The organism is Bacillus sp. SW14 (assembly GCF_047608225.1).
Taxonomy (GTDB): domain Bacteria; phylum Bacillota; class Bacilli; order Bacillales; family Bacillaceae; genus Bacillus; species Bacillus subtilis_G.
In genome coordinates, this window is sequence record NZ_JBLKRW010000001.1 from 3,204,454 (window position 1) to 3,219,617 (window position 15,164).

Genomic DNA, 15,164 nt, shown 5'->3' on the forward strand with positions numbered 1-15,164 from the left:
GATGGATCATCTTGTATTTGAAGTCGGGACTGCGCTTGTGCTTGTGGCGCTTGCCAGTGTGATCGCCAATAAAATTAAATTTTCAATTATTCCGTTTCTGATTGTGCTGGGCATGCTGCTTGGCCCCCACGCCCCGAAAGCGGGGATTATTGACCTTACATTTATAGAAAGCAGTGAAATCATCGCGTTTTTCGGGCGGATGGGCGTGCTGTTCCTCCTCTTCTATCTCGGACTCGAATTCTCTGTTGGAAAATTAATCAAATCTGGAAAGTCAATCGCGGCCGGCGGAACGATTTATATCTTGATTAATTTCAGCCTCGGGCTGCTTTACGGGTTTATCACTGGGTTTTCTTTTCTGGAAGTCCTCGTCCTTGCAGGCGTCATCACGATCTCATCAAGTGCGATTGTCGCAAAAGTGCTCGTTGATTTAAAAAGAACGGCCAATCCGGAAACCGAGCTGATCCTCGGTATTATCATGTTTGAGGATATTTTCCTTGCCGTATATTTGTCCGTTGTTTCCGGTCTTGTACTAGGTGATGCGACATCAGTCGGGAGTGCGTTTTTGTCCATTTTGATCGCCTTCAGTTATATGCTGCTGTTTTTTATCGCAGCCAGAAAGCTCCCGCCTCTGTTGAATAAGCTGTTGGACATTCGCTCAAATGAAGTGTTTATTATCGTCATTTTCGCCGCGCTCTTTTTTATTGCCGGATTTTCAGAGACGATTCATGTAGCGGAAGCGATCGGCGCGCTGCTGCTCGGTTTGGTTTTTTCCGAAACAGAGCATTCCGACCGGATTGAACACCTTGTCGTTCCGTTTCGCGACTTCTTCGGTGCGATGTTCTTTTTCAGCTTCGGCCTCAGTATTGATCCGTTTTCGCTAGGTGAAGCGGTTTGGCTTGCTTTAGGAGCAGTCATTCTGACCATTCTCGGAAACTTTATCGCCGGAATGGCGGCCGGACGGCGCGCAGGGCTTTCTCATAAAGCGTCATCGAATATCGGACTGACAATCGTATCACGGGGAGAGTTTTCGATTATTGTTGCGAATCTCGGGATAGCGGGCGGCCTGTCAGCCACATTAAAGCCGTTTGCCGCATTATATGTTCTCATTCTGGCGATTTTAGGACCGCTTTTAACAAAGGAATCAAAACGAATCTACCGCCTGCTGAACAAGGTATTTAAATGGAAGCCAGAGGTTCAGCCTGCAAGAAAACAGGGATAAAAAAAGCAGCACTGTGATCAGTGCTGCTTTGTCGTTTTCTCAAAAGTCTGCTCTAAATAGTTGATTTTTTCGTCCGTGTAGTGCTCAAATCGCTCATTGTACGATTTCGGATCTTTCGGATTGGCAAAGTGTGTGATTTTCCCTGTATCCCGGTCAATAAATTTACTTGCCGCGCCGCAGCCGATGCCGATAATCGTCTGCACCTCTTCCATAATCATGATATTGTAGATGCTTTCTTGTCCCGGCAAAGAGTACCCGACATTCTCCAGGTTCCCGAGGATGTTTTTCTGGCGGTACAAATAATAAGGCACGTACCCATGCTCTTTCGTCCAGACTACCGCGTCATCCATCATTTGAGAAACCTCTTCCCTGCCGGCGACTTTGTACTTATGCTTGTTTCTTGTCATTTCTGACGCCCGTTTAAAGGAAAGAGTATGAACGGTAAGGGATTCCGGCATCAGATTTTCCGTTTCTGAAAGGCTGTGTCTAAACTCCTTCACGCCTTCCCCAGGCAAACCGATAATCAGGTCCATATTGATATTATTCATGCCGTGCCGGCGTGACAGATGATATTTCTCAATGGTCTCTTCAACTGTATGATGCCGTCCGATCGCCTTTAGCGTTTCATTTTCATAGGATTGCGGGTTGATGCTGATTCGGTCAATGTCATATTTGTTTAAAACGGCAAGTTTTTCTTCTGTAATCGTGTCAGGGCGGCCGGCCTCCACCGTAATCTCACGAATGTTTTTCACATCCGGGAAGGAGCGGACCATCTCTTCATACAGCAAATCCATTTCCTCCGCTGTAATGCTTGTCGGCGTCCCGCCGCCAAAGTAAATGGTTGTTACCTTAACATCATGTTCCTTCAGCCATTCGCCGATTTTCTGCATTTCGTAATGCAGCCCCCATAAAAATGAACCGACTCTGCCCGCCTGCCCTTGGATGGCATACGCAGGGAATGTGCAATACGCGCATTTTGTCGGGCAAAACGGAATGCCAATATAAATACTGACTTCATCCTTTACTTGATACAAATCCGGCACTGCCGCCAGCTGCCGGTCAACAATGTCCTGCATTAATTCGATTTTCTCATCGTGAATTAAATAGTCTTTTCTCAATTCAGCATGCGCTTGCTCCTTCGGCATTCCGCTTTGCAGCTTTTTATGAAGCAGCTTTGTCGGCCGGATTCCTGTGAGGATTCCCCACTTTTGCGTGATGCCCGTGTACGCTTGAAGAAGATTGAGGTACACATAAGAAATCGTATTTTTCACTTGCTTAAAAGCTTCTTTTTCATTCATGCCTGAAGAAAAGGATTTTGTATGCTGTTCCGTTATGCCAGTTCCCTTCACCTCTCCCGAAACCGTTACATGCTCATCCGTTTGTAAGCAGTCTAAAGAAATAACAAAACCTGCGGGCTCCTCTCCGTCGTACACCAGCTCGCACTCTTCATAAAACAAATTTGCAATATTTTGCAGAGGCCGATGCAGGCGGTCATCATGTATGCCTTCTATTTTAATTTGCAACTTCATCACCTAATTTATCAGATTCAAAACTTTCTTTAGTGTACAGAAATAAACCGCTAAAATCAATCCGGCAAAAAAGCCGCCGCACCTGTCAGGGCGCGAGCGGCTTTATTTACACACGTTTCATGTGGAACTTATCAAGAAATCCTTTTCGCTGCTGCATTCGGAAATATTCCTTCATCATGTAAGCGACACCCTGCTCGTCATTGGACCTTGTGACCCAATCAGCCTTTCTCTTGATCTCCGGAGCGGCGTTTCCCATCGCTACCCCAAGACCGGCAAGTTCAATCATCGGGAGATCGTCATACTGATGCCCGATGGCCACTACATCTTCCATAGTCAAACCCAGCTCTGAAGCGACGAGGGCCAGACCCGCTTCCTTCGAGACACCTTTCGGGACGATATTCAGCTTCTCATCGTTTACGCGAATAACGTCAACTGCAGAGAAGGCTTTCGTAATCGTTTCTGTAATGTCAATCTGAATGTCGTGCTCCGTGTACACCTCGATGACAGGCGCACTCACCGGCTCATCCATGAGAAGATCGCTTAATGATTCTACAAACTGGACTGGATAAAAGATCGGATCAGACGGATGAATGAGTGCTTTCCCCAATAAATTTGAATTCACCTTTTTCTTGTTTCCGATGGAATACTTCTCGTGAAGAAGTCGAATATTGCATTGATAGCTCTCCAGCACTTGAACAATATTAAAGGTATGGTCGTCAGAAATTCTTTTTTCAAAAAATGGGGCGTCTATTTTCTCAGCGATATATGCTCCGCTATGGGTGATCAGCTTGGCATCCAACTTAAGCGATTTCGCTATTTTCTGCGTTGAACGAAAATGGCGGTTCGTCACAAGTGTGACGTAAATCCCTTTTTTCTTTACATATTCAATCGCGTCTTTCGTTGCCTGATGAATCTTCCCGCTAGACCGAAGCAGCGCTCCATCTATGTTTAAGGCAAGCAATTGTTTTGACACAGAGATGTCCCCCTCCTTGATGACTGTACTTGTGTATAGGATATGACCCTGTCTCTGTGTTTAGAACAACCTTTTCTGCCAAGCAAAAAAGCCTGACTCAGCAGACTTTATGTATGGCATGATGATAGGATACGATCGAAGCTGCCATTCTCCCTAATATCGTTATTTCGATTTACGAAAAATCATGTATCAGGAACCCCTTGTTTGACCAATGACGCGCTCCGAACACTTACTCTCTCTGTTGCTTATCCCCTCTATATAACGGCATGATATGCGACCGTATCCAATTGAAACCAGGTAAGTGTAGGCGCTTTCAATGCTATTATCTCAGTTTTCTTTGCCGATGACAAGGGTTTTTTTAACTAAAAAAATCAACCAAATGTTGTATTCCTGAAGTAGGATTTATTGTTATTTTTTGGAATCGAACGCTTGATTCGGAACATACATTCCCATATAATATATATAATAAACAAAAAAGCGGTGATCAGATGGCTGATTTAAAAGAAGTATATAATGAAGAACTGATATTTCAATTGATACATCGTATAATGGAATCCTATCCTGATTTTAACAAAGACAAATTCGAAGAACAATTGCTTCAGGAAGACTGGCCTGAACTCGCTTTAAAAGAGCGGATGCGCCGCATTACAGCTTCCTTATACGAAACGCTGCCAAAACATTACGGTGAAGCGCTCGCGATTTTACGGAATGCAGCCCCTCATTTCAAAGGACTCAGCGGAATTCTATTCCCTGATTATGTGGAACAGTACGGGTTAGCGCATTGGGAAGAATCAATAAAGGCGTTGGAATACTTTACACACTATTCTACCTCAGAATTTGCTGTGAGGCCTTTTTTGCTTTTAGATCAAGAAAAAATGATCCCGCAATTGCTTGCATGGTCTGAACATAAAAATGAACACGTGAGAAGACTTGCGAGCGAAGGAAGCAGGCCCCGCCTGCCATGGGGAAAATCGATACCCGCTTTAAAATCGGACCCTGCCCCCGTTCTGCCGATCCTTGAAAAACTGATGCAGGACGAGTCCTTGTATGTAAGGAAAAGCGTGGCCAACAGCCTTAATGATATATCAAAAACGCATCCTCATTTGCTGAAAAAAATCGCAGATCAATGGCACGGAACACACCCCTACACCGATTGGATCATCAAACACGCCTATCGAACCTTATTAAAAAAGGGCGATAAACAGGCCTTACAGCTTTTTGGTTATGAAAATGCTGATTCGATCCAATTACATGATTTAACATGCCAATCCAGCCGTATAGCCATTGGCGAAAACCTCGAATTCTCTTTCTATATTCATTCAGAAAGGGGTCAAAAAGTAAGAATTGAGTACGCAATTGATTTTATAAAAGCAAGGGGTCAGCGTCATCAAAAAGTATTTAAAATTTCAGAAACAAATATACGAAAAAATGAAACTAAGTCATACACAAGAATTCAATCCTTTAAGGATCTGACGACCAGAAAGCATTACAAAGGAATCCATACATTATCAGTGATCATCAATGGAGAAGTAAAAGATTCATTGAATTTCCAAGTTTGCTGAATGAATAAAAAAATCCCTTCTTTTCCAAGAAGGGATTTTGCCGATTAGCCTTCGACACTGCCGTATAGCTCTTCTAAAGGCTTCATAATGATTTTGTTTAATTCACCGATCAGCACGCTCATGCGCTGCTCCGCTTCCATCAGCTGAGAAATTTTTTCGTGCTGTTGTACAAGCGCAACTGTTTTTTGAGCCTGCGTCACTTCTTCTTCTGTAATTTCTTCTCCTGCCATTTGCTTTTGCTGGAGTCTAAGCTGCACATCACGGAAGTTTTCGAACATGCTTTTTGCAGATTCATCTGCGTTTACTTCATCATAAAGGTTTTTTAAACGGGTGAACTCTTCGCTCCCGCGTAATGATTTTTCCAGTTCATACGCTACATCATAAAAATTACTAGCCATTGTGAATAGCTCCTTTCATCGTTGCCGTTTGACATACCACTCCACTATAACAGACTATGGAGCACCTTTCATTAATCAACAATCATTTCTTCTTAAAAAAGGGTGACAAACAATGCCTGAACCGCACCTATGATTCCACCTAGAAGGCCTCCCAAATAGGTAATCATTTTAAATTCTTTTTTTGAAATGGACAGGACCATTTCTTCAAGACGCTGCACCGGGAATTGATCCACCTGCTCCTTGACGATTTCCTCAAGGCGCATCCGTTTTAAGACACTTTCAAGATTGGCCGAAACCCCTTCAAGCAATTGATCTAACAATGCCGGCAGCATTTGCTGGGTCAGCTCAGATTCATAACGGAGGGTAAGGGTGCCAATCGTATTGTCGAAGAAAGGAGCCGTCGAAAATGTTTGCAGCACTCTTCGTTTCAGGCTGAAAATGAGCGCTTTGGCATTCCACTTTTCGTCTGCTTCATAAAACGTATACTCCCTCAGCTTGCCCCATTCGTTTTTCAAGAGATCAGAAAGCAGTTTTTTTGTCTCCTCATTCCGCAAAAACTTGAGAAGCTCCGGAAGCACGCGATCTGCAAGGCTTGTATTGCCTAGAAACATTTGCACCATGCTTCCAAGCATGCCGCGCTCTTTTAAAAAGTCATCAATCATATTGCCGAGACGGATTTTCCCTTCATCACTTTCAAAATAATGAACACCGCGTGACAATATATATCCTGAAATCATCGGAATCTTTTCCTCAAGCTTTTCCTGCACTTCCAAAGGCACCAACTCTTTTAATGATTGGTGCTCGTATTGGCGGAAAAGCTCATTCAGCTTATCATCCGTCCAGCTGCTGATCCATGCGTCTGCCGCTTCATCGGGACGCTTAACCCCGGCTTTTTCAAGCGCTTCTTTTACTGTCATTTCAGAAAGTGACAGCTTTTGAATCAGCTGTTCCCCAACTTGAAGAGCCTGTTTTTTGGCTGTATCGGAGACGAGCCGCTTTTTAATACCCGCAGGGGTTAAGAGATGATTGACGACCATCAGTCCCATTTGTTTTGCAAGTTCATCCCGTCTTCTCGGAATCAGTCCGGGGGTAAAAGGGACTCGTTTCCCAAACAAATAGTACGCTTTATATGGCCTAAATAGCATTTGAATCGCTAAATGATTGGTCACTGCGCCAATGACAGCGCCGATCACAATCATAAAAATAAAGGTTCCTGCAATACCCATTCCTATTCATCTTCCTCCATCTGTGCTTCATCTTTTTTCTAATAGATCATGTACCTATTCGTATTATAGAGGCTGAGGCAATCACTTAGCAAACGAGGAGACTAATTCGTGTTGTCAGAAAATCAGCTTGTACATCTGGAATAGGGCAAGGTGAAGAATCGTAATCTGTAAAGTAGAATACCGTCAGCTGCGTTCGTCCTGAATGTTTTTACCGTAAAGCTGCTGACACCCGCCGGCAGCTTTTGAATAAAAGGGGGAGTCTCATCATGATAACACTCGGTTTTATGTCCTTATCCCGCCAGCATGAAGCGGATTATTCCGCAGAACTGGCCGAAAGAGCACCCGAATTCGGCATACGATTCATCCGCTTTACACCGTTTGATATTTCACCTGACACCTTGCGTGTCAAAGCATCGGTCTATCATTCGGCCAGCGGCACTTGGAACGAAACTGAATTGGCGATTCCAGATTATATTTATGACCGCTGTTTTTATGGCAAGGATTCACAATCCCAAAAAGCGAAGCCGATTGTTGAGTGGCTCAAAAAATATCCGAAAACGGAATTCATCGGGCGGGGTCTTCCTGATAAATGGACCGTCCTTCATGATTTGCAGCAGCACGCTGTGATCAATCCTTATATTCCGGAGACGATGAAAGTAAGCCGCTATGAACAAATCCATTCCTTTTTATCCAAGGAAAAAGCCTGCATCTTAAAACCGGCGTTCGGCGCAGGAGGCAGAGGCGTTATTTTATTGGATCTCGGTAAGAAAAACATAACCGCCACGTATCACATCGGAAAGGATAAGCAGACAAAAACCTTTTCCAACCATGCTTCTTTTAAAACATGGTGCAAAAAAGTGCTTCAACATCACTATTTGCTTCAGCCTTATTTAAATATTCAAGATAAAGAACAATACCCGTGTGATATTCGCCTGTTCATGGAAAAAAACGAAGCAGGTGAATGGAATACAGTCGGAAAGGCCGTGAGACGCGGATACAAACACGGGCTGCTGGCCAATTTGTCAGGCGGGTCTGATGCGCTGACATTCGATTCTTGGTTTGAAGATATACCGAAAAAACAGCAAGTAGTCTTACTTGATGACGTGTTCTCGATTACCCAGTCGGTTCCGTATTATCTTGACGAGCGCTATGGGCCGCTGTTTGAACTTGGTCTCGATATATGCCTTGCGAAGGACGGGAGAATTTGGATCTTAGATATTAATTCCAAACCAGGCAGAAAGTCAATTCTGCGTGTCTCTCCCGAGCAAAAAGATCAGCTTTACACTTGTCCCCTAAAGCGCTGCCAATATCTGTTTTCTGAGCAACGCCAGAAAGGAGTTCTTCCGCGTGAATCATAAACGGTTTTTGATCGGCATAGACAAAACGAGTGAAAATACCCTGATTTTGCCCTCTTCGCTGAAGCGAGACGGTCTCTTGCATGCCGCGTTCGGGACGAAGGTTGTCAGATGCCACGTTTCTTACAGGCGGCATTTAGAACAAACCGTACTTCTCTCTGAAAATCTGTTTCACGAGCTTTTTCTTCCCCATCGAAGCAGGGCTGACATTCTGATTCATGATCATACGGTACATATCGGGCCGTTAATCGGCATTTTTACGGCGGGGTTTACCGTATCTCTTGAACGCCCTTTTAAAGATCGTTCCCTCTTTTTTTCTAAGCTTGTCACATTACACGAGCAAGCTGGAGGCTACTGCTTCGTTTTTGGCGCTCACCAAATCAATTGGGAGGAAGGCACGATTGAGGGGCTCCTATACAGGGAAAACGGCTGGGAGAAAAAAATCGTCCCGCTGCCGAACGTCGTTTATGACCGTTTGCCAAACCGAAAAATTGAAGATTCGCTTCTCTTGCAGCATACAAAAAAGAGACTGATCGATGAATATCAAATTCCATGGTTTAATAAAACATTTTTTAATAAATGGAGCGTTCATCAATTGCTCGAAAAAGATCCGAGAACAGCCCCATTTTTGCCGAAATCCGAGCTTACACCATCTGAGGAGCGGATTGATGAGCTCTGTGATGCATACAAAAAAGTCTATATCAAACCAGCGAACGGAGCACTCGGCACCGGAATTTATCAGCTGACAAAAACAGACGATGGCCTGACGGTGAAACATACGAATGACGCCAAAACATTTTCTTCTATCGATTATTCCGACGCCGCCTCATTTCTGGCAGAATTTCAAAAACAGCACGACCTGTCTGACTTTCTCATTCAGCAAGGTGTGGATCTGATTGAATTTCAAGGCAAACCAGCGGATTTCCGTGTCCATACCAATAAAAACAGAAAAGGGAAATGGACAGTGACTGCAATAGCAGTAAAAATTTCCGGAGAAAACAGCATTACAACACATCTATCTAATGGCGGAATCGTAAAAACACTTGCAGAAGTATACGATGTTCCCGCTGAAAGAATTGAGGTCATTAAAAAGCTTTCCGCAGCCGCACTGACGGCAAGCCATGTGCTTCACGATCATATCGAGGGGTTTATCGGGGAGATCGGTTTCGATTTTGGCATTGATCAAAGCGGTAAAGTATGGATGTTTGAAGCGAATTCGCGTCCGGGCCGCAGTATTTTTTCTCATCCAAATTTGCATCATGTTGATTCTCTGACAAAACGAAGAAGCTTTGAGTACGCGTCATATTTATCCGAGAAGGCGATCACCACCCCTGAAGCGCTATGGCCTTCGTAATCTGTCCGCTTTTTTGATAAAGCGGGCTTATCTTTATCCATCGCTGGGACAAACTGCATCACAAAGACCTTAATGATGTTCTAAAACAGTGATACAATGAAAATAATTCGTTCGTCACCAGGTCAATTGATATCAATGTTAAGGAGCGTGGCCGTCATGATTTCTCATTTCAGCTGGAAACCTTTGTTCCAAAAAGAAAAGCTTCCGGGATGGAGAATTTCGTTTTATTATAAAGGAACCCATTATGAGGGCATCTATCATAAAAGCGGTGAAATTGAATGGGGAGATTTGTTTCCCGCCCGCGCTGACGAGCCTGCTCTTACGAACGAAATACATGAACTGATGCTTTTTCATATTTATGACTAGCTTAGCCTGAACGGCTAAGCTTTTTTTATACTTTCTCAACATTTACCACTCAATTTTCCGTATGCGTATCCGTCCACTTTAACATAATACTAGTAACAAGCCGGCAAAGCATTGGGTTACGCCGAGGCGGCAGTGACACCCGAGACGGGTCCACAGACTGGTGCAACTCCAGTTAACCCAACCATACTAAACAAAAAGGAGATTTTACACATGGCTAACCAAAATTCTTCAAACCAATTAGTAGTTCCTGGCGCAGCTCAGGCTATCGATCAAATGAAACTTGAAATCGCTTCTGAATTCGGCGTTAACCTTGGAGCGGATACAACTTCCCGCGCTAACGGTTCTGTCGGTGGAGAAATCACTAAACGTTTAGTCTCTTTCGCTCAGCAGCAAATGGGCGGCAACGTTCAATAACAACTCAATATATGGCTATAGAGGGCGCGGTTTTCGCGCTCTCTTTCTATTTGTCACCCTTTTTTCCCACTTCACATATCCTAGAAAAAAAGGGAGGAAATAAGGGTGGCCTTCATTGCCATTGTGAATTGGGAGCTGGTTCAGTTCGTCAGTATATCCATGCTTCATGAATATGTTTCCCATCGTTCTGCCTATTTGTACAGGTATTCTTTCCCGCGCTGTTCAAACTGAGAGCATCCTTTTATAATGAGGGGCAAGGAGGTTTTTTGATGAAAATCGCTTTATTTGGAGCCAGCGGCCGCGTCGGACAAGCTTTTTTAAAACAAGCTGCCGCAGATGAACAATTTGATATATACGCTCTGGTCAGATCTCATCATGCTGAGCTCCCCCTTTCAAAAGACCGGATCGTCATAGGGAATGCGCGCCGCCGGGAAGATGTAAAAAAAGTGATGAAGGATGCTGAGATCGCAATCAGCTGTCTCGGCACAGATGGTGATGATACCTTGTCTGTAGCGATGGCAAATATAATCGCCATTATGAAAGAACAGCATATCAAACGGGTGATTACGATCGGCACCGCAGGCATTCTTAATTCCCGATATGAACCGGGAAAGTACCGGTTTGAAACAAGTGAATCGAAACGAAAGCTAACCCGAGCAGCCAAGGAGCATGCAAAAGTATACGAAATGCTAAAAGAATCCTCTTTAGACTGGACAATCATCTGCCCCACTTACCTCCCGGACGGAGCAGCAACCGGCGATTACCGTGTGGAGCGTAACGTTTTGCCGGAGGGCGGCACAAGCATTACGGTCGGCGATACAGCTGATTTTTTATATCATGAGCTCATTACAGGCGAGTATGCCGGATATCGTGCCGGACTGGCTTATTAACTACATAACAACCCCAAAACACGATTGTTTTGGGGTTGTAAGCATTATGCTATGGAATGTTTCTTGCCTTTTTGCAGCTTATACATTTGATAATATTGTCCTTTGACGGCCATTAATTCCTCATGGTTCCCTCTCTCAACAATTTCTCCTTTATCAAGGACCAAAATCTGATCCGCGTTTCTGATTGTTGAAAGCCGATGGGCGATGACGAAGGTGGTGCGCCCTTGTTTGACAACATCGAGCGCCTTCTGGATCACGGCCTCTGTCTCTGTATCAATATGCGCCGTTGCTTCATCTAAGATCAAAATGGCGGGATCAAAGGCCAGAGCTCTTGCGAAAGATATTAATTGCCGCTCTCCAGAAGATAGCGTGCTCCCTTTTTCAATCACGGGTTCATTGATGCCTTGAGGCAGCTTTTCCAAAAGGCTCTCAGCCCCGACTTGCCGCAGTGCTTTTTTGATCTTTTCATCGGTCATTTTTTCATCATCAAGGCTTACGTTAGAACCGATCGTGCCCGAGAATAGGTAAGGGTCCTGAAGCACAATGCCCATATGGGATCTGAGTTCCTGTCTTGACATGTTGTAAATGCTTTTTCCATCAATCAGAACATCCCCTTTTTGCGCATCATAAAAACGAAACAGAAGATTCAAAATCGAGCTTTTTCCTGATCCGGTATGGCCAACGAGCGCTACGGTTTCGCCTTTTTGCGCGGTAAAAGAAATATGTTTTAACACCTCTTCACCGTCATGATATGCAAATGACACATTACGAAATTCAACCCGCCCCAGCGCGCGCTCCTTCGCCGGTTCACCCGCTTCTTCCGTATTCTTTTCTTCAAGCAGTTCGAAAACACGCCCGGCGGAAACCCGTGCCAGCTCCAGCTTTGAAAACTGATTGACGATGCCTGTGATCGGCTGAAATAACCGGTTTAAATAATCAACAAACGCGTACAGCACTCCGACAGAAACAATTCCGGCCGCATTCAGGCTCGCACCGCCAAAGTGCCAGATCAGACTGACAAACGCAAGGTTTCGGATCACATTGACAAGGTTATGGGACATTAAAGAGTTTAAATTCAGCATCCTGTTTTGAAAATAAAAATGAGATTCATTTAATTTCTCAAATTCTCTCATCGTTTCCTTCTGGTGACGGAAAGCCTGAATAATTGTCATGCCTTGAATGGACTCATTCATCTTTGCGTTAATGTCACTGTTGATCGAGCGGATTTTTCGATTGTAATAAGACGCGTATTTCCGATAGATAACTGACCACAGACAGATGATCGGCACAATTGCCAGACACACTAACGCGAGCTTAACATCAAGCAGAAACAATGCTGCGAATATGCCGACCATATAGATTCCGCTTGTCACAAATGTTGACAGCACTGTGACATATAAATCCCTGACGGCTTCTGTATCATTGGTAATCCGCGCAACCACTTTGCCTGCGGGAAGGTTATCAAAATAGCGTATCGGCATTTTCTGTATGTGCGAAAACACGTCCTGCCTCATCTTCTGGATAATCCGATTGGCGCTCATCTGCAGCAAATAATGCTGTCCGTATTGAAAAAATGCAGAAAAGACGAGCAAACCTCCATACAGACAGATCAGAAACATCATTCCCTTTATTTCCGGCTGATAGAACTGGAAAATTTCCTCTTTTGTCAGCTTTTCGGCAGCATATGTCCGGCTCTTGTCTCCGTTTGTGATTGTCAGCATTCCGTCAGAAACCGTTCTGTTCCCGTCAAAGCTGACAGCCTGATCAACAAAATAAAACGCCATTCCCACTTGATAAATATGCGCTTCTTTTTCTCGAGAAACAGGCTCCTGCATCCGGTCCTCTCTCACATAAGAGGTGCCGTGGAACTGAACGGCGTTTTTATCTTTTTCCGCAGCTTCGTACCAAGTTTTCTCAATACCGAGGATATGATCGTCAATCATTTTTTTGCCGATAAACGGCCCGGTCAGTTCTGCTCCGACGGCGACAGCTAGCAAAACGACGGCTATGAGCAGCAATTTTCGATAAAGGAGTGCGTATCTCCATAACGTTTTTCCCGTTTTCATGCCCCTGCTCCCCCTTCTTCCGCAGTGAACAGCTGCTGTCTTTCATATTGTTCCCGGTACCACCCATTATTGGCCATCAGCTCTTGATGGGTGCCTCTCTCAGCAATCACGCCGCCGTCCATCACAAGAATCAGGTCAGCATGCTCCACCGCGGATAAACGGTGCGTCAAAATAAATGTCGTTTTCCCTTTGCGGTTTTTTCTGATATTGCTGATAATCGCCGCTTCGGTTTTGGCATCAACAGCAGAAAGCGAATCATCCAGGATCAAAATCTCCGGATTCGCCATAAGAGCTCTCGCAATCGAAATTCGTTGTTTCTGCCCGCCGGACAGCGCAACGCCTTTTTCACCGACCATTGTCTCCAAGCCGAACGGAAGCATGTGTACATCCTTTTCAAAATGTGCTTCGGCAATGACTTGCCGAACCTCTTCATCACTCGCATCCTGTTTTCCGTATAGAATATTTTCTTTTACCGTCCGCGAGAACAGCAAATGATCCTGCGGCACATATCCGATCCACCCGCGGAGCCGGTCAAGGGGGATTTGTTGGATCGGTACACCTGAAAATGTGATGCTCCCTTTGCCTGAGGGGTACTGGCGCAAAAGCTGCTTAATAATCGTCGTTTTTCCGCTCCCGGTTTTCCCGGCAATCCCGACAGTCTGCCCTTTTTGCACCGCAAACGAAACATCTTGAATATTGCTGCTTGTTGAGCTTGGATATGTAAAGCTGACATGGCTGAAAACGATATCTCCAGGCTTTTTCAGTTCAGCGGGCCGCTTGGGATCTGTCACGTCCGGCTCATAAGAAAGGGTTTCACTTACCCTGTCTAATGACGCATTTCCGCGTTGCATCACATTAATGAGTTCACCGATTGCAAACATCGGCCAAATCATCATGCCGAGATAAACGTTAAAGGAAACTAGCTCGCCAAGCGTCAGTTCATTCCGAAACACAAGAAACGCTCCGTAGCCGAGCCCGATCAGATAGCTGGCGCCGACAAGCAGCTTCACCGTCGGCTCAAACAGTGAATCTATAAATGCCACTTTCATATTTTTCTGATAAACATCAGCGGTCATTTCATGAAACCGGCGGACATCGTTTGTTTCCTGTACATACGCGCGAATCACCCGCACGCCTGAAACGGATTCAAGCACCTTGTCATTCAGCGCCCCGAACGCATTTTGGGCCTCCGTAAACCGCTCATGAATTTTACTTCCGTATAGACTGATGGCAATCGCCATAATAGGAAGCGGGAGAATGGCGGCAAAGGTCAGCTTCCAGCTGATCAAAAATCCCATCGTCAAAAAGATCGTCATCATAAACATCGTAGAATCGACTAATGTCAGGATGCCAAACCCCGTCGTTAAACTGACAGCCTGAAGGTCATTCGTCCCCCGCGCCATCAAATCGCCTGTCCGGTTCTTTTCATAAAACGGCGGCGACATGGCCAGCAAATGCCCCATCAGCTTCGTACGAAGAATTCTCTCCATCACATTCGCTCCGCCAAACAGCTGGTGCATCCAAAAATAAGACATGATATACACGACCGCCGTCAGCACAATAAAGATACCGATATAAAACAGCAGCCCATCTGCAGTAAACACCCCAGATTTCATATCATCTATGGCGTTTCCCAAGAGCTTCGGCGGAAACATTTCAATGACATTGACTCCTAATAAAAGCACAATCGCAATCGTATAGCGCAGCCAGTATGCTTTAAAAAACCAGCCAAGCTTTCTCAATACTGAGAACATCAATCCTCATCTCCTTTATCTCATCAGCCGCCTTCTATTTTTTCCTTGCTTCCTTTTT

Annotated in this window: 14 protein-coding genes; 8 read left to right on the plus strand and 6 right to left on the minus strand. The window is 44.8% G+C overall.

Annotation, left to right across the window (positions count from 1 at the left end):
- The first annotated feature begins 1 nt into the window (after position 1).
- The gene (gene khtU / locus ACMX2I_RS16560; protein ID WP_087991230.1) at positions 2-1,219 is read left to right on the plus strand and encodes a K(+)/H(+) antiporter subunit KhtU; all 1,218 of its coding nucleotides are present in this window, start codon (positions 2-4) and stop codon (positions 1,217-1,219) included.
- 17 nt (positions 1,220-1,236) lie between these two features.
- Here khtU and ACMX2I_RS16565 read toward each other — a convergent pair whose 3' ends face one another.
- Entirely contained in the window at positions 1,237-2,742 is a 1,506-nt protein-coding gene (locus ACMX2I_RS16565; RefSeq protein WP_414957532.1) for a coproporphyrinogen III oxidase, read from the minus strand.
- A 112-nt stretch (positions 2,743-2,854) separates the two neighbouring features.
- Entirely contained in the window at positions 2,855-3,721 is an 867-nt protein-coding gene (locus ACMX2I_RS16570; protein ID WP_414957534.1) for a Cof-type HAD-IIB family hydrolase, read from the minus strand.
- A gap of 488 nt (positions 3,722-4,209) precedes the next feature.
- Between ACMX2I_RS16570 and ACMX2I_RS16575 the strand changes: the two genes are divergently transcribed.
- The gene (locus tag ACMX2I_RS16575) at positions 4,210-5,283 is read left to right on the plus strand and encodes a DNA alkylation repair protein (protein WP_414957535.1); all 1,074 of its coding nucleotides are present in this window, start codon (positions 4,210-4,212) and stop codon (positions 5,281-5,283) included.
- Positions 5,284-5,327: 44 nt separating this feature from the next.
- Here ACMX2I_RS16575 and ACMX2I_RS16580 read toward each other — a convergent pair whose 3' ends face one another.
- Positions 5,328-5,681 carry a YlbF family regulator gene (locus ACMX2I_RS16580; protein ID WP_087991226.1) on the minus strand — a complete coding sequence of 118 codons (354 nt, stop codon included), beginning with the start codon at positions 5,679-5,681 and terminating at the stop codon, positions 5,328-5,330.
- Between the two features lie 92 nt (positions 5,682-5,773).
- The gene (locus ACMX2I_RS16585) at positions 5,774-6,907 is read right to left on the minus strand and encodes a DUF445 domain-containing protein (protein WP_414957537.1); all 1,134 of its coding nucleotides are present in this window, start codon (positions 6,905-6,907) and stop codon (positions 5,774-5,776) included.
- Between the two features lie 266 nt (positions 6,908-7,173).
- Between ACMX2I_RS16585 and spaC the strand changes: the two genes are divergently transcribed.
- From spaC to ACMX2I_RS16615, 6 genes are all read left to right on the plus strand, one after another.
- Complete coding sequence (gene spaC / locus ACMX2I_RS16590; RefSeq protein WP_087991224.1) at positions 7,174-8,265, plus strand: spore coat associated protein SpaC; 1,092 nt, start codon at positions 7,174-7,176, stop codon at positions 8,263-8,265.
- Positions 8,255-9,616, plus strand: a complete 1,362-nt coding sequence (gene yheD / locus ACMX2I_RS16595) for a spore coat associated protein YheD (protein WP_289346811.1) — start codon at positions 8,255-8,257, stop codon at positions 9,614-9,616. Before spaC ends, yheD begins: the two co-directional genes overlap by 11 nt.
- Positions 9,617-9,763: 147 nt before the next feature.
- Positions 9,764-9,982 (plus strand): YheE family protein, encoded by a 219-nt coding sequence (locus tag ACMX2I_RS16600; protein WP_072566014.1) that lies wholly within the window; start codon positions 9,764-9,766, stop codon positions 9,980-9,982.
- Between the two features lie 210 nt (positions 9,983-10,192).
- A complete protein-coding gene (sspB, locus tag ACMX2I_RS16605) occupies positions 10,193-10,396 on the plus strand; it encodes a beta type acid-soluble spore protein SspB (protein ID WP_087991221.1) in 204 nt (67 codons plus the stop codon).
- A gap of 105 nt (positions 10,397-10,501) precedes the next feature.
- Positions 10,502-10,627, plus strand: a complete 126-nt coding sequence (locus tag ACMX2I_RS16610; RefSeq protein ID WP_087991220.1) for a hypothetical protein — start codon at positions 10,502-10,504, stop codon at positions 10,625-10,627.
- A 38-nt stretch (positions 10,628-10,665) separates the two neighbouring features.
- Positions 10,666-11,286, plus strand: a complete 621-nt coding sequence (locus ACMX2I_RS16615) for an NAD(P)-dependent oxidoreductase (protein ID WP_414957538.1) — start codon at positions 10,666-10,668, stop codon at positions 11,284-11,286.
- A gap of 44 nt (positions 11,287-11,330) precedes the next feature.
- Here ACMX2I_RS16615 and bmrD read toward each other — a convergent pair whose 3' ends face one another.
- Entirely contained in the window at positions 11,331-13,352 is a 2,022-nt protein-coding gene (gene bmrD / locus ACMX2I_RS16620) for a multidrug resistance ABC transporter ATP-binding protein/permease BmrD (protein WP_414957539.1), read from the minus strand.
- A complete protein-coding gene (bmrC, locus tag ACMX2I_RS16625; RefSeq protein ID WP_414957540.1) occupies positions 13,349-15,106 on the minus strand; it encodes a multidrug ABC transporter ATP-binding protein BmrC in 1,758 nt (585 codons plus the stop codon). Before bmrC ends, bmrD begins: the two co-directional genes overlap by 4 nt.
- Positions 15,107-15,164: the final 58 nt, after the last annotated feature.